Source organism: Zobellia galactanivorans (assembly GCF_000973105.1).
Lineage (GTDB): Bacteria > Bacteroidota > Bacteroidia > Flavobacteriales > Flavobacteriaceae > Zobellia > Zobellia galactanivorans.
The window spans coordinates 2,303,245-2,321,916 of sequence record NC_015844.1 but is presented as its reverse complement, the minus strand read 5'-3'; the positions used below and the strand labels follow the sequence as shown (position 1 = coordinate 2,321,916).

Annotated in this window: 14 protein-coding genes; 3 read left to right on the top strand and 11 right to left on the bottom strand. The window is 38.4% G+C overall.

Going from position 1 to position 18,672, the window contains the following annotated elements:
• Positions 1 to 137 precede the first annotated feature (137 nt).
• Positions 138 to 1,091 carry a heparin lyase I family protein gene (locus ZOBGAL_RS09385; RefSeq protein ID WP_158499725.1) on the bottom strand — a complete coding sequence of 318 codons (954 nt, stop codon included), beginning with the start codon at positions 1,089 to 1,091 and terminating at the stop codon, positions 138 to 140.
• 539 nt (positions 1,092 to 1,630) lie between these two features.
• On the opposite strand from ZOBGAL_RS09385, the gene ZOBGAL_RS09380 reads away from it, so the two are divergent.
• Together ZOBGAL_RS09380 and ZOBGAL_RS09375 are read left to right on the top strand one after the other, a co-directional pair.
• On the top strand, positions 1,631 to 3,556 hold the full coding sequence (locus ZOBGAL_RS09380) for an alginate lyase family protein (RefSeq protein ID WP_148560701.1): 1,926 nt from the start codon (positions 1,631 to 1,633) through the stop codon (positions 3,554 to 3,556).
• Positions 3,553 to 4,650, top strand: a complete 1,098-nt coding sequence (locus tag ZOBGAL_RS09375) for a glycosyltransferase family 4 protein (protein ID WP_013993347.1) — start codon at positions 3,553 to 3,555, stop codon at positions 4,648 to 4,650. The genes ZOBGAL_RS09380 and ZOBGAL_RS09375 overlap by 4 nt, the downstream gene beginning before the upstream one ends.
• A 68-nt stretch (positions 4,651 to 4,718) precedes the next feature.
• Here ZOBGAL_RS09375 and ZOBGAL_RS09370 read toward each other — a convergent pair whose 3' ends face one another.
• Positions 4,719 to 5,654 (bottom strand): ATP-grasp fold amidoligase family protein, encoded by a 936-nt coding sequence (locus tag ZOBGAL_RS09370; protein ID WP_013993346.1) that lies wholly within the window; start codon positions 5,652 to 5,654, stop codon positions 4,719 to 4,721.
• Positions 5,655 to 5,757: 103 nt separating this feature from the next.
• Positions 5,758 to 6,948, bottom strand: a complete 1,191-nt coding sequence (locus ZOBGAL_RS09365) for a glycosyltransferase (protein WP_013993345.1) — start codon at positions 6,946 to 6,948, stop codon at positions 5,758 to 5,760.
• A gap of 243 nt (positions 6,949 to 7,191) precedes the next feature.
• On the opposite strand from ZOBGAL_RS09365, the gene ZOBGAL_RS09360 reads away from it, so the two are divergent.
• A complete protein-coding gene (locus ZOBGAL_RS09360) occupies positions 7,192 to 8,292 on the top strand; it encodes a glycosyltransferase (RefSeq protein ID WP_013993344.1) in 1,101 nt (366 codons plus the stop codon).
• A gap of 92 nt (positions 8,293 to 8,384) precedes the next feature.
• Here ZOBGAL_RS09360 and ZOBGAL_RS09355 read toward each other — a convergent pair whose 3' ends face one another.
• The 8 genes from ZOBGAL_RS09355 to ZOBGAL_RS23555 form a co-directional block, all read right to left on the bottom strand.
• Positions 8,385 to 9,689: a nucleotide sugar dehydrogenase gene (locus tag ZOBGAL_RS09355; protein ID WP_013993343.1), complete on the bottom strand. Its 1,305-nt coding sequence runs from the start codon at positions 9,687 to 9,689 to the stop codon at positions 8,385 to 8,387.
• Between the two features lie 27 nt (positions 9,690 to 9,716).
• Positions 9,717 to 10,721, bottom strand: coding sequence for a DUF354 domain-containing protein (locus ZOBGAL_RS09350; protein ID WP_046287842.1), 1,005 nt, complete (start codon positions 10,719 to 10,721; stop codon positions 9,717 to 9,719).
• A gap of 74 nt (positions 10,722 to 10,795) precedes the next feature.
• A complete protein-coding gene (locus tag ZOBGAL_RS09345; protein WP_013993341.1) occupies positions 10,796 to 12,157 on the bottom strand; it encodes a lipopolysaccharide biosynthesis protein in 1,362 nt (453 codons plus the stop codon).
• Positions 12,158 to 12,175: 18 nt separating this feature from the next.
• The gene (locus ZOBGAL_RS09340) at positions 12,176 to 13,543 is read right to left on the bottom strand and encodes an O-antigen ligase family protein (RefSeq protein ID WP_013993340.1); all 1,368 of its coding nucleotides are present in this window, start codon (positions 13,541 to 13,543) and stop codon (positions 12,176 to 12,178) included.
• A 42-nt stretch (positions 13,544 to 13,585) separates the two neighbouring features.
• On the bottom strand, positions 13,586 to 15,991 hold the full coding sequence (locus ZOBGAL_RS09335) for a GumC family protein (protein WP_013993339.1): 2,406 nt from the start codon (positions 15,989 to 15,991) through the stop codon (positions 13,586 to 13,588).
• Positions 15,992 to 16,093: 102 nt separating this feature from the next.
• Entirely contained in the window at positions 16,094 to 16,831 is a 738-nt protein-coding gene (locus ZOBGAL_RS09330; protein ID WP_158499724.1) for a polysaccharide biosynthesis/export family protein, read from the bottom strand.
• A gap of 133 nt (positions 16,832 to 16,964) precedes the next feature.
• Positions 16,965 to 18,356, bottom strand: coding sequence for an exopolysaccharide biosynthesis polyprenyl glycosylphosphotransferase (locus tag ZOBGAL_RS09325; protein WP_013993337.1), 1,392 nt, complete (start codon positions 18,354 to 18,356; stop codon positions 16,965 to 16,967).
• Positions 18,357 to 18,518: 162 nt separating this feature from the next.
• A complete protein-coding gene (locus ZOBGAL_RS23555) occupies positions 18,519 to 18,656 on the bottom strand; it encodes a hypothetical protein (RefSeq protein WP_158499723.1) in 138 nt (45 codons plus the stop codon).
• Positions 18,657 to 18,672: the final 16 nt, after the last annotated feature.

Genomic DNA, 18,672 nt, shown 5'->3' with positions numbered 1-18,672 from the left:
TTTCATACACAATTCCGAATAATCAGTTATGTTTCGCACCCTTTTTAAGTGAAAGACACTTACTAAATTTGACTAAAGTCTAACAACAAGGCCCAACGCAATATTTGAACCGCATTTCTTTAAAAACCCAAGGAAGGTTAATCGGGAAACACAAGTGAATAAGCATCTACGCCATAATCGAGATCTTGGGGTTTTCGCATAATAGTACGTAGGGTACCGATAGAAGTATTCAACTCAGATATGTTCCTTTGGACAGAAGCCAACACATTTTCATCCGTTTTCCAACGCCATTTATAAATACCGATTTTCCAGTATCCCCCATATGGTTGCTCCGTATAAACCGTACGCTCCTGTTTTCTATACACCTGAACTCCATCGATCCATACCTCGTAGAGTCCATTACCCTCGTCTCCCCAAACCAAGTGTATTACTATCTTAAGGGTCTGACCCGCCTTGGGTATGATACCGACGGGCGTAAATTTTCTCCCCGTAGCCGGAGTGTTGTTAACTACGAACAACTCCCCAACAGGATTAACACTACCGTTATAATTCGTGGGCGCCAACTGTAAGTTCGTCATGGGGCTCGCCGGATTACTAAAACTCCCATGGGTCTGCCACAATATCCAAGGCAATTCATCTGGCACATAATCATCCCCAAATTTATAATCGAAGCCCCACCATTGTTCGGTTCCTACAGGGTAGTCAACATCTGAAGGGTGTTCCCTAATTTCTGCACGATAGTTAAACTCCGCCCCACATGTTGCAGGGGCCGTGGGCGTAGTAGGGTTTACCTTAAAATAAAGTCTCCCCTCCCTTTCTTTTACCATGCCCAAACTACAATGGCTGCTGATAAACAATTTATGGTTATCGAAAAAACCTTCCTCGGGTACCGAAATATTATCCCAACACCATACTTTGGCCCCACTCTCGTCGGCCGACTTACTCCCCGTAGAACATGGAAGATTTTCAGTCTCCGGAAGTCTTGAAGTATTCTGTTGCTGTTCAACGGAATCGGATTTAGTTCCGGTAATATTTTCCGATGATATATCTATTGACGGCTTGTTGGTTGAAACCAGCGTATCTTGTAACAAATCTTCATCCGAGCATGACCATGAAAAAATAAAAAAAAGAGGCAGTAACACTATCATTTGAATTCTATAAAATCTTGCGATTGAGCTTTTCATAATTTAAGACTTAGGGACGAGGGTGTTCCTAGTCTTAACGGCAAATACGTCTAGATGTTCACTATTTTCGATGAAAGACACGGAAATCTAAAAAAAATATGCAGAAGTGACATTTTATCGACAAATGACACGACTCTAACTGCTATATTACATAACATACGTTTTTGAACATTGTTAAATTAACCAACATTAAGTTTTCCTTTTTCAAAAAACAGCTGTCTTACAAGCTATATATTACACTTTGCCATCTCTAAGAGATGATCTAAAATTAAACTATGATAATGGAAAAAAGTATGTCTCATTCCAGTGCGAACCTTTAAATTAGCCGTTTCAAATCAAATATTTAGGTATCATATACGTGTGTTCCCGTATAATTTTTTAATCTAAAAAAAAAGAAATTGCCGAAAGCCAAAATTCAACAGAAAAGGAGCCGCCTTAATTGGTATTTGAGCAGAATACGAACCATGTCTCTGCCCGAGGTAGTTTATAGGGTACGAACGGCCCTAAAAAAGAAAAAGGACCAACGTTTTAAAATGGGCTATCTTCCCAAAGGAAACCTGAACCATTTGCCCAAGCCCCTTTTTTTCGCCCCCCGGACGGAAGAAGAGATTGTACTTCGCGACTATTCCATTTTCGGGCATGGCCTAAACTATCAACAAGCCATTGACTGGCATAAAGATTTGATGGACGGAAGGGAGTTCCCCAAAAAATTCTCCTTCGACATCGATACACGAAGCGGTAAAAATGGTACGGTAAAAGTGGTTTGGGAAGTAAACCGCTTGCAATACCTCGTACACATATGCCATAAATACCACCAAAGCAAGGACAAAAAATACCTCGACCTGTTCGTTCAACATATTGAGGACTGGCACAAGGCCAACCCTTATTTGACCGGGGTAAACTGGTATTCGAACATCGAGGTGAACATACGAATAATCAATTGGGTGTTCTGTTGGGAAATGATCGGGGCCAACGAACTTATGGCAAGCGATGCCGATTTTAAGAAATTTGCCGAAACAACCTGGCTTCCCCTGATCGAGCTACATGCACGGCACGCCTACCGCTACGAATCGAAATACTCTTCGTCGAACAACCATTTGATAGCCGAGGCCAGTGGCCTGTTTATTGCCGGCTGCTATTGGTCGTTCAAAGACAGTGACCGATGGGTCAAAAAAGGCCAAGCCATTTTGGAAGAGGAAATCGAAAAGCAACATTCGGCCAATGGCATCAACAAGGAAGAGGCCTCGGAGTATATTCAGTTTATCACCGATTTTTTCCTAATCGCATTCTTGATCGGGGAGCGATCAGGCCATGGGTTCAGCAAGACATATACCCATACGCTTAAAACCATATTCGACTACATCTACCATTTGATGGACATGGGCGGCAACGTACCTTACTACGGTGACGACGATGACGGGAAAGTGATTTCACTGACCACCGACGAAAGCCATTTCAACAATTTCAGGTCTTTGCTGACCTCGGCGGCCATCGTATTCAAAGACCCTAAATATAAGGGAAAGGCGCCTTTATTCGACCTTAAAAACCAGGTTTTGTTCGGCGACGCGGGCAGGCAAATATTCGACAGCCTTGTTGTTCCCCAAAAAGTGGAACCCAAAACGGTACTCTATAAAAACGAGGGGCACTTTTTTATTAAAAAGGGAAGCGATAACAGTGAGGTCTACCTGCATGTAGACATCGCCCCGCTTGGCTATTTGTCCATTGCCGCGCATGGCCACGCCGATGCCCTGTCATTCTTTCTCAACATCGACGGAAAGCCCTATATCATAGATCCCGGCACCTATACCTATCATTCCTTTCCTGAATGGAGGGCCTATTTTAAGGGAACCTTGGCCCATAATACCGTTCGCATAGACGGCCTGGACCAGTCGGTAAACGGAGGGCCCTGCCTATGGCTCAACCATTACCAGACCGAGGTACTGGAAGTAAAGGACACGCCCGAAGAAATCGTTTTAAAAGGAAGCCATAACGGATATGCCCAGCAGGGCGTACAACACATCAGGACCTATACCATCGATAAAAAAGACGATAGCATCCTGATCGTCGACGAGCTTAATACCGAGAACAACGAACCCCACACCTATGAATATCCATTGCACCTGCACCCCGACATTCAAATAGAACAGGTAGGGGCCAACCAATTTACGATCGAGCATCACGGGGAGCGCAAAGTAAGCGTTTTGCTGGACAAACGTTTAAGTCCAGAAATTGTGCGGGGTTCCAAGAGTCCATTATTGGGCTGGTTCTCCCCCTCTTTTTTACAAAAACAGCCTACTTCGGTTATCTATAGCAAAATAGAGGTTTCCGGAAATTTGCAATTGACCACAAAAATAAACGTGCAAAAAAAATGAAAAAGAAAATCCTTATACACTCACCGAACCTTTCGACCCCTGGAGGGAAGCAAACCTACTTTGCTTCGTTACTAAATCACTTTACCAGTGATATCGAGTTTTTCTTTTACGGGGCACAAGGCAAAAAAGAAGGAAAGCTACGGGTCATAACTAGACTAATTTCCGATTTTTGGAAATTCTACCGAAAGCTCAAAAAAAACAAATATGATTTGGTGCACCTCAACCCTTCAATGAACATGAAGTCGTTTTTTAGGGATAGTGTCTTTGCATTAATATGTCGGCTGACCGGTACGCGAATGACCGTATTTTGGCATGGCTGGCAGTGGGAATTCGAGAAAAAAGTAACGCAAAGGATCTTACCATATTTTCGCGCAACCTTTGGTAAAGCCGACTCTATGATCGTCCTTGGAAAGGAATTTGCCGATCAATTGAGAAAATACGGGTATAAGAAGCCCATTTACCCCATAACCACCGTCGCCGACCCTATCTTTTTTAAACTGGACAACAAGTTTGAGAAGGCCGAAACATCGAACCATGAAAATGATGGAATCACCCTTTTATTCCTTTCCCGTATCGAACGGGTCAAAGGTATCTATGAAGCCTTGGAGAGTTTTGTGGTCCTTCAAAAAAGGTTTCCCAACGTCAAATTAAAGATTGCGGGAACTGGAGGAGAACTACCTGCGGTTGAAGAATATGTTCGTTCCCGTCAAATGAAAGGAGTGGAATTACTAGGCTGGATAACCGGGGACAACAAAGCCAAAGTATTTTATGAATCTGACATTTACCTATTACCCTCGTATCACGGAGAAGGACTCCCCTGTTCCATATTGGAGGCCATGGCCACCGGTTTGCCCGTTATCTCCACCGACGTGGGAGGCATTAAGGATTTCTTTGAGGACGGACAAATGGGTTACTTGGTCGAAATGAAGCATCCGGAACAGATAACCGAGAAAGTCAGTTTATTAATAAACGACCGTGATAGCATACGTACTATGGGCCAGTACAATATCGTTTATGCCCATAACCGATTTACACCTGAAAAAGTAAGCTCTGAACTAGAACGTATATATTCAAAAAGCATTCTTGGTTCATAGGAAAATCACAAACTTAAGATAATCGTCATTAAAATCAACAATTACAATTATTGTTAATAGTTTCAACTCTATGCTCTTGTTGATAGTTTCAATTCTTGGCCCAATCTGATGTCCCATTCGTATGGAATGATTGGTCTAATACCCCCATCATGATGAAAAGTAAGCTCTCCGAAGTATAATTTACCATCTACATCATACCAATCAACCCGAACGTAATCAAAATCCGAAGCTAAAGTTTCAGAAAGCATAATCATTTCATTTAAAGTCTGAGGTTTTTCCACTTCAGTATCACTAGGGTCAGTAAAAGCCCCTGACCTTTTAGGAGAAGACCATTTGTACGGTTCGCGTTTCCATTCTAAATCGTACCAATTTCGACTATGTTTTTCTGTACCTCTATCAATATCAACCTGTATCATTCTCGCTTTTCCATTAAAGCAATGCAATTTAAAATCTAAAGGTATATTACCTTTACTATCAAGTAGCAACTTCTCAACTATAATACGAGGTTTGATATTTTTATATTGCCACTCTCTAGATTTTCTATAGTAATTTTTTCTGATTCTTTTCTTTAACTGACTTCGAAGCTCCTTCCAATCCACTACCTCTTTATCATAAATAAAAATTCCGCCACTACTATCGTGATTGGTTTTGATTATACAAGGAGTATCCTTGATATTCTCAGAAACTATCTCATTAGGATTCTTAGTCTGAAAATAAAGTGGAACTAAATATTTATCTCCAATTCTTTCTAAAATTATTTCACGGACTTTATATTTATCAGCACATTTCGTAAGTATGTCCCTACGATCATAAAGTTTTAACCAATTAATCTTCTCATTAAGAGTTGTAGGTGGATTCAACTGAAGTTTTTTACCCATACTAATCCTATATTTATAGGCTAAAAAAATCTTATCTGGAAGTATTCCTTGTAACCAATGGTACAGGTTACGAACTAAATTACCAACAATGGTCTTCCTATATATTTTGTAAAAAAATGAATTCATAATTCACTAGTTATATTTTCCAATATTGTTCGACCATTTTAATCATCCGACCAAAAAAAACAAAGTAGACTAAAAATTTCTCATGATTTTAAAAGAAGAAATATCACAGAAAATTATTAAAAAAACGCCTCATCCTTAATCCATGAACTTTATAATCAAACTCCTTTAATCCTAGTTCTTTGCCATTTATACCAATAGCTCGTGCTCTATCTGGTTCCTTCAAAACAAAACTCATTTTTTCAGTGAAAGAAAGTATGCTATACTCCTCGGCCACCAAAGCAGTTTCGCCGTCTTTAAAATAATTTTTAATTTCTCCAACATCTGTCGTTATTACAGGATTACCCGATGCTAGATATTCGCCTATTTTGTGTGGAAATCTTGACGCATCCTGTAATGTCGGCCTCAGAGGAATAAGTAAGGCTATAGCATGATTATACAAATGCACAAGTTGCAAATAAGGGATGTTCGTAAATAGTTTGACTGGGCTTCCTTCAAACTGTCTATTAATTTTATCCTGTAGTTCTTTGGTAGCCTCTTTTGAACCGCCACTTACAATCATATACATTTCTACATGGTGGACCTCTAATTTCTTGTAACACTCTAGGACAAAGTCAATAACCCCCATATAATTCACACTTCCACAATACAAAAAATAAGGATTCTCCATTTTTTTAGGAAGATTGAATTTTTCATAATCGCATAAAATCGGAAGTTTCATACTAGGCCTAGAGCGTGCAATAATCTTATAATAATCCATCAGTTTATCACTGATAGGAAGCGCCCCATCAAAATACTTATATAACCAGCGACTTACGATATAATCATTAACTTTTTCCGATAGTTTTGTTCTCTCTTGCATTGCGTTAGGCATTTCAACAAGATTTAATATCACTGGAATGCGAAAGAAGAATGAAAAAAACAAATAACGAAAAAGATGTAGCGCCTTCATATTCGAGACGAGAGCCAAATCAATATTATCATTCTTCTTTAAAAGTTGCAAATATTTAAACTCCCCGTATATTCCCTTTATTTTAAGTAGATTTCTTCGAAAAAAGGATTTAGGCTTAATAACGGTTCCCGATGTATATGTATAGTCTATTCCCTCAAAATTGCCATTATTATCAAACCCATCATGCTCATATGGCCCGTACGTACCCTTTCTACAAACCACCGTAACTTTACAATTCTCAGACAACAACGCCTTCCCCATCAAAATAGTTCTTTGAACTGCCGCTAAACCATATGGAAAGCCTGAAGTGCCTAAAAACACAATATGCCTACTATCATTTTCCATTTATAACATATTTTAAACAAAAGTAAATTATACCCCTCACTTTCTCTAACATAATCGAACATTTGAAAGCCCTGAACTCACTACTTTTGCGTTATTCCTAAAATAGAAAAACAGATTACTTTTTCTATCTAATTATCATGTTAATGAAATCAAGTTTAATTGAAGAGATTGCTATATTTCAGTACTTTTCACCCATGATAAATTACGCCCATCCAACATTGCATTAGAATCTTAAAAAAAAACATGAAAATCATTTTTTTAATTGACAACCTTAGAAAAGGCGGTAAAGAGAGACGTATGTTAGAACTTGTCAAAGGTCTTTCAAAAGATAAAACATTTAATCTCGAAGTAGTTATTTTCAAAGATATCATAGAATACCCCATCGTACACGATCTAAACGTTAGGCTACATATCATTGAACGAAAACCCAAATATTCGCCAGCCCCTTTTTTTAAAGTCTATAAAATCTGTCGCGAGTTTAAACCTGATATTATACATTCGTGGTCAACGATGTGTACCTTGTTTGCCATTCCATCATCCCTATTACTCAACATTAAGCTAATTAATGGGAACATCGCAAAAGCACCGCGAAAGCTCAGTATTTGGCATAAAGAACTGTTTTTGGCCAAACTATCGTTTATATTTTCAGATGTGGTAATTGGCAATTCATCCGCTGGATTAAAGGCTTACAGAGCTCCCAAATCAAAAAGTAAAGCTATTAAAAACGGGTTTGATTTCAAACGCATTCAACATATTGAGGAAGCGCAAATAATTAGAAAAAAATATAACATAAAGACCGATATAGTTATAGCCAAAGTAGCAGCTTTCGCCAATCGCAAAGATTACGACACTTATATCTCTGCTGCACAAATAGTTCTATCGTCAAGAAAAGACGTAACCTTTCTTGCTATAGGTAGTGGAACCAACTTAGAACAGTTTAAAAAGAAAGTTCAAGCAAATGGGGAAGAAAACATAATCTTTACCGGCCCTGTTCAAGATATAGAATCGTTGGTGAGTATTATAAATGTAGGGATATTATCAACCAATGACACGGTACATGGCGAAGGTATTTCTAATTCCATATTGGAATATATGGCTTTGGCCAAACCTGTTATCGCAACAAGAGGAGGAGGTACGGATGAGATTGTACTTGATGATGAAACAGGCTATCTTATTCCGCCGAAGTCCCCCCAAGCTATGGCTAATAAAATTATAGAACTGATAAACAACCCTGAAAAATCATCTGAAATGGGTCTAAAAGGTAAATGTCGGATAGAAAAACATTTTAACCTCGAACACATGACCGATATGTATAAGAAAGTATACGAAGAAATTTTAAGCTAGTTAAAAGCTCCACACATAAAACTGATAGAAACTCTCATCAGAACAATAAAATTATAACCGTCCATACTAAAACACATGGACGGTTGAATCCCTTACCAACAAATACCCTCATAGTTTTCACTGGGGGCATTGTCTTTGATCTTTACCAGATCGATAAAATGCTTGTCGGCATACCTGAGGTTAATATCCTTAAATTCCGGCTCGTTATGCGAAATGACAATAGTCTCCGAATCATTAATTACTTTTTCCAAGTCATCGGAAATAAGTTCGGATAAATGAGGAATATGCTTATCGATATAAGCCTTATTGGTTCCCGAAAGCATGGAAACGTTCACGTTCTTATCGTAAATCGCAATGGAAAACCCCTTACCCAGTAGACTTTCAGCCAATTCTACAATAGGGCTATACCTTAAATCATCCGTACCCTTCTTAAAGCTCAACCCCAAAATACCTATTTTCCTATTGTTTTTTTCCAAGACCAAGTTAAGGGCCTGATTTTTCTGGTTCTCGTTGGAATCAAGGATAGAATTTAACACCGGGCTCTCCAAATAAAAATCATGGGCCATGGTCTTAAAGGCTTTTAGATCTTTTGGCAAACACGAGCCCCCAAATGCAAAACCTGGTTTTAAATAGTATGGCGATAGGTTCAGTTGGGTGTCCATACAGAAAAGGTTCATCAACTCATGCGAATCGATATTCATTTTTTTACAAATGTTTCCGACTTCATTGGCGAAAGAAACTTTTAATGCATGGAATGAATTGTTTACATATTTTATCAGCTCGGCTATTTCAATATTGGTTTCCTTTACGGGAGCATTGATTCCTTTGTACATTTCGGCTATCTTTTTTGACGCCTTTTCATTATCCGTACCGATCACGGTAACTGGGGGATTGTAATAATCCTTCACCGCAGAGCCTTCTCTCAAAAATTCGGGATTAGACACTACCGCAAAGGCCTCATTTCGCTTCTTCCCCGAACGTTCCGCTATTATCTCCCCGATTTTTTGATTGGTCCCGGGCAGCACAGTACTCCGAATAACCGCAATGTGAAAACCATCTTTTTCTTTTAAGGCCTCCCCTATCTGCTCTGCTGTCTGGTAAATGGCATTCAGGTTTAAATGACCGTTTACATCCGAAGGGGTGCCCACACAAATAATGGAAATCTCGGTATTCAGTACCGCATCCTTAAAGTTTTGGCTAGCCGAAATCCTGCCCTTCTCCCAATTGGATGTGAGCAGGATATCGATGTCCTTCTCTATAATGGTAGCCTTTCCTGCATTGATCAGGTCTATTTTGTGCGGAACTACATCTACTCCGGTAACCGTATGCCCGTTTTCTGCCAAACAGGCAATACTCACGCACCCCACATAACCTAATCCAAAAATTGATATATTCATTTTTTACTTTCTTTATGATTGATTTCTTTATTTTAACTTGTCCAACAAAAGGGTGGTGACGTCATCCCACTCCTCCAAAAGCTCTTGTCTAAACACATCGGGTTCCGGAAATGTCAATTCCCCACTTCTCATTTTCGCTACGGTTTCCACAATCTCGGAAGGATGTAATTTTAAAAGCATTCCCTTCTTCATCATGATTACATTGGCCGGCATATCGCGAATACCTGCGTAGATGGAAGGTACACCCAACATAGCCCCTTCCCTTGCCACACTATCTCCGGAAGAAATAACTACCTGACTATAATACATCAATGAATGAATATCTTTTACGGGTTCTTTAAGAATGATCCAACTTTTAGGGAATTTGTCCACCAGCTCTTTATTCTCCAATGAAAGCACAACTTTTAACGTCGTTGGAAAATTGGCCGATATGGATAATATAGCCCCTGTTTCCTGAGAAAGATAATTAGAGGTCTCCGTGGAGACTTCTCTAATAAAAATATATTCTTTCGGTGCCAAGCCATACTCTTCAAGAGCCGAAATCTGGGGCTTAAAATACTTCGGCGAAAGATATGACCACTCCTTCAACGCATTGAAATACTTTACCCCTTCAAACTTCTTTTCAAATGGGGGCAAGTATACGTCATCTGCGGAAAATTTTAAAAGGGGAAAAACAAATCTTCTAGGATCATCAATAAAGGCCACATTGGGAATGCCTTTAAGTTTTGCTATAAAGTTCGCTTGATAATGGGCCGTGATGACATACCTATATTTAGAAGACTTGATCAACCGGAACAACTTCCATAACCTTGGCACGATAATCTTAAAAACCATCGAATACATGCCCTTATTGTGCCTGTAATCCCCTATGCAGATAATATTGTATTCTGGCAATTCATATTGAATTACCGGTAAAAGCTTACCTCGGTTAACACAATAGATATCGACCTCGGAAGGGTCGAAGTTTCTAATCGTGTTACGAAACATGTTGTATTGGGGCAAGTGATATATATCAATTAAAACTTTTTTCATTTTCGTTTTTTCATTTTCAAAACTCAATTAACCAGTGTTTCTAATAGCTTAGAGAAATGAGCCTACACAAGCCATTACTTTGCCCATATACCCTTATCTGTTTTTGCTAGAATCTTATTAACTTGGATGGGCGAAATTACAACTAATGGGACGAGACTAGCCACGGTTCCCAAAACAATACCCACCACACCTAAATCAAGAACTCTTACAAAAAATATGGAAGCGGGAATATTGATCAATGCCGCAAAAAGCCACGCGTACATCTGTAACTTAATCTTACCTGTGCCGTTCAGCACAATATTAAACATGTTCACCCAAGTCGTAAGGCATATTGAAATAGCCACTGCTATAGAAACCTCCATAGGCACTGTCAATCCATCTTGCAACCAAAGTCTATATATAATAGGTGACACCAAAACCATAACCAAGGCGAGGGCTACTGTCGCCAACCAAATTTTAACTACCCCCCGTATGGATTTTTTCATCCACTCGAATTCTCCCTTCGCATAGGCCTCTATATTTGAAGGCCAAAGCTGATTATTTAATATTACGAACAGGAGCATAAAAATGGACAAGTACTTATAGGCGGCTTCATACTGGGGTACTCCTTCCAAAGAAACAAAACTGGCAATAAGGATGTTATTCGTTTGATGAATAATTAACATCGCTATTTTTATGAGGAAAAACTTTGTTCCTAAAGAAAATAAACTTTTGAAATAATCTTTGCGTACGTACTTTAAACGAGGTTTATACTTTTGGTATTTCCTGTTAAAATAAAAAAGCCCCACAGCAAGAGGGACTATTGCAAAAGTAAGGGCTTTGGCCGTACCAAATAGGAAAAGTGAATCTGACACTATAAATGGAAGTACCAGGATAAGTGCAAGAAATGAAAGTTTGGTCAGGAAAGTAAAAAACTCCACATAGGCCATTTGTTGCATGGCAAAGAAAATTTCATAAACATTTCGGGCAACGAACCGTATTCCAAAAGCCAAGATAATTACCGCTCCAAGCAAAACTACTTCTTCCTTTAAATCAGCCGAAATATTGATCCAGTCCGTCCAAGGCAATGTAAAATTCAGTATTAGAAGAAATAGGGTAACAAGGGTAATCATCGCCCCTAAGGCAAAATACGCCGTACTCACATAACGTATGGCATCTTCATCGTCTCCCCGTGCAACCGATTCGCCAAATTTATTACGCAATCCAAGCCCTATTCCAACATCAAAATTCAAAAACCAGTCAACAATGGAAAGGAGGGTAAGATAAATTCCAAACTTGACCGTTCCGAGGTAATCTAAAGATAAAGGGAAATAAAGAAAGCCAATAATCACCCCCAAACCTTTAATAAGGACAGTCTGTAAAACATTTTTCTTGGCACGTATTGACCGGGCATCCCCTTTCAAAAAAAAATCCTTAAATCTATTTATAACTCCCATTAAAATGAATAAACTAACCTAATTAGTAATTTTCGTTAATTGACTTGTCTCTATTTTTCGCACCCCCATACCAATACCTATGTGAATTGCATAAAGTACAGAAAGGTATTTTAGGAATAAAAATGAATTCGTAAGGTTACCTACAAAATAAAGCACACTTACTAAAAATGGGACCATAAAATATATCTTAAATTTAACAAGCCGCAGGTAGTAAGGAATAGGAAGGAGAACAAAAAGTAGAAAGCAAACAAATGCCGGGATACCATATTGAAACATCGACATAAAATATCCACTGTGCAAATCACCCTCTTCTGCAGTTGCCCTCGATCGCTTTCCCGTTATTCTCAATAGGTTTTCATAATAAACCTCATTCTTTAAATCCCCAAAACCCAAAAACGGTTTTTTTCCAATGTTATTCAAAACAAATGAATAATACTCTTGGCGCCCCTCTACAGAATCGGTCAGACGATCCTGAACCAATGAGCTTTTCATAATGTCCTGATAGTAAAAAACAGAAAGTGAAAGGATGATAGCGAAACCAGCGACGGCAGCAAATAATAGTCTAGCCAAGCTAACCTTTGCTATAAAAATGAAATAAATAACTATTACCAGAAACAAAATGATCCAACTCATTCGTTGAAACGAACAAATCACCCCTAATGTAAATAATGTCACCAAAAATGCTCTTAAAATTTTGTTTTTGACCATCACCAATACCCACGTAATCGCAACAATCAGGTAATATGAATTAAAATATTCAGTATCGAAGATACCGTTAGACCTAATAAAATTGCCAAAAGCAGCCCTATCATCACCTATACGCAGAAAAAAAGGATTAATAGTCAATTGAAGTAAGCTAATAATACTAGATGCTATCGCTCCAATTATTATCGACTTACCTATTATATCATACGAATGCTGGTCTTTCAAAGAGCTTATACCAAAGACTATCAGAATGAAAGCAACCGAATCAATTATAGTAACATAACCCTTCTCCACCCCCGTATAAAGCACGGATAAACTAAGAAACAGAACATATAGGAAAAGAGGTAAAACAAACCATGGCAATTTCTTGTCGTCCACAAAATTAAATCTTGTCCCAGAAAATACCTTATCCCGAACCATACGAAACAACAATAACAAATAGACTACCCGTACGATTTGTACTTCAAAAAAACTTATTCCAGGAATCTTAAAATTAAGCAAGACATTAAAGCTCCCTGTTAATAAATAGAACGATAAAAAGAACATTTCCAATTTGAACTTGGATTGACTTTTTAAAACAAGATATAGGGCTACGATAGCAGCTATAAGCATGTAAAGGTAAAAATGCTCATAATGGACCTTATCAAGATCAAAATAAAAATATCGTGCGTATTTACCCATATTCAAAGAAACAAACCAATGCCCCTACTAGTTTTCAGATTACTACACCGATAAAGATTTACTCACCAGTTGCTCCTCTTCATTCACTCCGTATTTTGAACCATACCCATATTTATGATTGTCACGCGGGGCATCATTAAAAATGATATAGCTCTTCTTGTGTTTATTTTGGGGAATCAAATCCTCTAGGTCTTCTAAAAACCGGACTTTTGAAATGTTTCTACGTACGACGAACAAATTAATATCTATGTCATCCAACAGCAACAAGAAGTCCGACACCAGACCCACGGCAGGTGTATCAAGAATTACATAATCATATTCTTGCCTCAGTTGCCCTACCAAGGTATTCATTCGATTGCCAGAAAGCAACTCATGCACATTAGCTTCAACTATTGATGTAGGAATGAATTTTAAGTTAGTGACCTTCTCATGCGAATAGGTTATCTCTTCATGTGATTTCAATTCACCATTCAAATAACTAGCGAGGCCTTTTCCTTTAATTTCGCTAAGCCTCCCTACCAAACTAGGGTTTCTTAAATCGGCATCAACCACAATGACTTTCTTACCTGATTCGGCCAAAGTGATACCAAGGTTTATAGCATTATAAGTTTTGCCCTCTTCAGGCAATATCGAAGTAATACCTATAACCCCCTTCCCACTAGAGTTGACCAATTTTAGTTTCGCGCAAAGGTCTCGAAACGATTCCTTTAGTTTCCATAAGTCAACATCAGAACCTTCATTTTCCGATCCCTCCTCGTAGTGTACTATACTAGCAATAACCGGAATCTCACTATTGGCTATAATTTGCCCTATGTTATCAATAGCTTCCTCCGGAGGGAAAAAAATCATTTTACCCAAAGGAACCAACATACCCAATGTTACGGCAAGTGCCAACAATAATGATTTTTGTGGTGCCACAGGTCCATCTCCTTCCATTCTAGCCTCATCCAATACCCTAGTATCAGAAGTGCTTTCAGCACGCGCGATACCTGTTTTTGCCAACTCTTGGCTCAAGTATTTGAAAAGGTTCTCATAAAGGGTGCTCTGTCGCTGGATATTAAGCAACTCTATCTCGGTAGTAGGGAGTGAACTGATTTCACTATCGATACGTGACATTCTAGAGTTTATACTTCCCAACGCGATTTGAGAAGAACGGACAGCACTTTTTAAATTGCTCAATAGTACCTCCGTGGCCTCCTGAACCTGTTGGTTTAAAATGGTCATTTCTTGATTATTACTGGTCACATAAAACCTTTTCTTCGAACGCTCAGTATACAGTTGTTTAAGGTCTAAAATATTCCTATTGATTAAAGGGTCTTCTATACCGATACCCGAAGGCATGATAAACTCATCACTATTTCTATTATTCTCTACACTTTTAATGACAGAATTATAAAAATTGATGTTCATTCTTAATTTCGCAGCCTCTACCTGCAAATCATTGGTTTGATCTAACGCATTTGATGCGGTCGCACTTAAATCAACCGCTTTTCTATTTCTTTTAAACTCTTCTAAAACCACTTCAAACTTGGACAAGGAATCCGAAATAATGCGCAACTGATTCCGAATAAAACTCTCTTTACCGGCAGCAATTTCATTTCTCGACCCTAGCTCGTTTTGAATATAATTCTTAGTGAGCATGTTGAGAAAATCAACTTCTTTATTCACATTAGTTCCTGTGGAAACAATTTTAAATATACTAGCCTCTATATCTATATTATTAGCCTCTACCGAGGACATATAATTTTTAGCGACATCTTCAACATCGTGAACTACAAAGCTTAAGTCTGCACCTGAAAAATCTTCTAGGTTCACTTCATAAGAGGGTTTCGTGAGGGTAAATGAGAAAAACTCGTGTTCGACAGCCTGCCCAAAGGCAAACTCCTTTTCAAAGTCAAAACTGCGCTCTACCACACGCTTAGACCCATTAGACGGATTTGAAACAACAAAGTCATCGGCTTCAATTGACAACTTATATGCAGAGTCGGATAATATGGTTATTTCAAAGGGCACCCCATATAATTGGACGGCACTATCATTCAAGGTTACTTTAAAAGGAAAATATCCGTAATGCTCTTTACGCCCAAACAACTTTTCACTATGGTATGTCACATCGAAATTCAGATCTTTTACCGTTTGTTTAATAAGGCTAAAAGACTTTATAATTCCTATTTCATTAAAAAGGTTTTTTTCAACTTCTATCAAGCTAACCCCACCTTCAACATATTCACTATCGCCCAGAACACGATTTTTCCCCTTAGAATCGATTAGAATTGAAGTCGACGCCTCATAAACAGGGGTTGACACAGCAATGTAAATCAGTGCAAGAAAAACAAACGCCCCGATACTCAATAAAAAGAAAAATTTATTCTTATAGATTTTCAGTAAAAAAGCCTTAAAATCAACTTCCTGTTGACTATTGCCTCCATTATTCTTTTTTTCCTTCATTTTAATATTTCTTCATTTTTCAAGAAACCTTATTCAAGAAAACACTAAAAGCGTTTTTCCCTTAGACGTTTCCGACTCACTTCCTTTTTTAAGGATATTTTTTTAATTACTATTGAAACTAAGAACCAATATGGTAGTGGATATCGCTGACAAAACTAGGCTAAACACCCCCAAATTGCGCTGAAAAATATTGGCCTTCGATGTCTCCACATATAATACATCGTTAGGATGTAAAAAGTAATATGGGGAATTTATTATCGTTGGGCTGGTAAGGTCTAGGTTTACCACAATTGACTTTTCCCCCACTTGGCGGACCAGCTTTACGTTTTTACGCTTTGCCGAAATATTTAAATCTCCTGCGGCACTCAAGGCCTCAAAAATAGTAGCCTGGGTATTGTATATATAGTTCGTACCCGGATTTTTCACATCGCCCAATACCGACACCTTAAAACTAGTCAGCTTAACCGTCACCAAGGCATTCAAAAGATACTTGTCTATTTCTGCCTGTACCTGATTCCTTATTTCCTCAACAGTCTTATTGGCCACCTCTAACTCCCCAACAATAGCAAGATTGATCCTACCCTCCGTATCGACCGTGTACCCATTAAGAAAAAGCGAAGCCGGATTGGCCTGCAAGTTTCTGTTTTCGACCGTTGTAATATTGAAAAAAGCAGCTTGGTCAGGATCACGGCTCTGTACCTTAACACTCAGCACATCGTTAGGTTGAACCAAATATTCCGATTTGTTTAAGCGTATCGACAATTCTTGATCCTCGCTCTGAAGATAGTTCACCCCTTTTGAGGTATAACAAGAAGCTAGCGACATCATCAGTAACAACAAAATCGTTTTTCGTATTAGTCCCACTCTGCAAACACCCTGAAACCGGGATTTTGCTATGGTTGGTCTATTAAAATTTGGTTTGATATGCATCTTTCCTATTTATTTTACTTTGTATTTGTATGGCTAATATTTTTCAAAAAGCTTTCTTGTGATGATTCCCGAAAATGGTTAAAAAAATGATTTTAACATCTAACCAGAGGCTCCAATTTTCTATATACCACAAATCGTGGTTTACACGCTGGTTTTTTTGCTCATCAGTTACCGTTGGCCCACGCCATCCGTTCACTTGAGCCCAACCCGTAATACCTGGCTTGACATAGCTCCTTACCATATAATGGTTTACACTCTTTCTAAAATCGTTCTGTAGATTGACCCTATGCGGTCTAGGGCCGATTACACTCATCTCCCCCTTAAGAACATTGTAGAACTGTGGTAATTCATCCAAGTCCATTTTTCTCAAAAACTTTCCCACACGAGTGATTCTTGGATCATCGACCACGGTCGACCGTGCCCCGTTTATCGGATCCTCCGTTACATGCATCGTTCTAAACTTATAGCATTTAAACGTTCTTCCCCCCTCGCCCTTCCTTAAGGGTGAATAAAAAATGGGCCCCTTGGAATCTATTTTTATAACAATGGCTATAATTAAAAACACAGGAACCAAAAAGAGTAATACTAGGAAAGCAAAACAAAAATCGAACAAACGCTTTAAGACGGTCGTACTAAAATGGTCCAATGGCGATTCCCGCAGCTTGAAAACAGCAAGATCACCCATAGTAACCGCTTTATAATTCTTCGATTTGAGTAATGGGTTTTTTGGAATCAATTTCACCCTCACCCCAAAACTATCAGCTATTCGTATAGTCTCCATGATTTTCTCATGTTTCATACCCCCCATAGCTATAAAAATCTCGTCAATGCCGTTATCATTCAAAGCTTTTGGCAAGTCATCTATACTTCCGAAAACACTAAAATCCAAAACGTTCTTCGGCTTCTTCTCCGTGTTTTCCAAATAGCCCATAATGTTATACCCATATTGGGTCATGGCGTTGGTAAAACTCTTAATATTGCTTTCGTCGTAGCCCGAACCAATCAACAAGGTGTCGGAAAAAAGATGTGCAGCCCTCTTTTTTAAATATCGCAACAGATATTTATGGCTGACCAAATTCAAATAGGAGAATATAAAGATGGGAACTATAAAGGTTGACCGTTCAAAATATCTAATCTTCAAGAGAATAACTACACTCATCACAAAACCTACAAAGAAAAAGAGTGAAGTTATTATACTCTTAAAATAACCGAAATCGGGATTAAAATAAAACTCGCTATTTCGGATATACATTATAATAACCAACCAGGTAATATTATAGATTGCTATCAAGGAAAGCATCTTTGGAAGGATTGCTGTATGGCTTAGTGAAAAGTCCGGTAGTTTAAAAAGAAAACATATCGTTAAAACCACATTTAAAAGAACAAACTCAAAAGCCAATAAGTTTATAAGTATGAATCTATTCTTTGAGTTCATTTTGAGAGACTAATTTTAATTTTTCGCTTAATAATTAGTATTGTTTATTGTAAACCTTGTGGAGTGAAAACGGGTGTCAAATATAGGAACGAAATAGTTAACATATAGAGAATACGAGCCCTGCAAAGACAATCAACCAAATTATTAGTTAATCGGTATCTTTTAAAGGGAAACACCAAGAAACACGCTACCCATATGAGCCGGTATTTCCCAAACCACATCATTCTTCCCTCGTTCGGAATAACAGCTATCGATACTTCGTAATTGGCAACTGAACAAGGCAGAACAAATCTTTTTCATTACAGGTTATTAATAA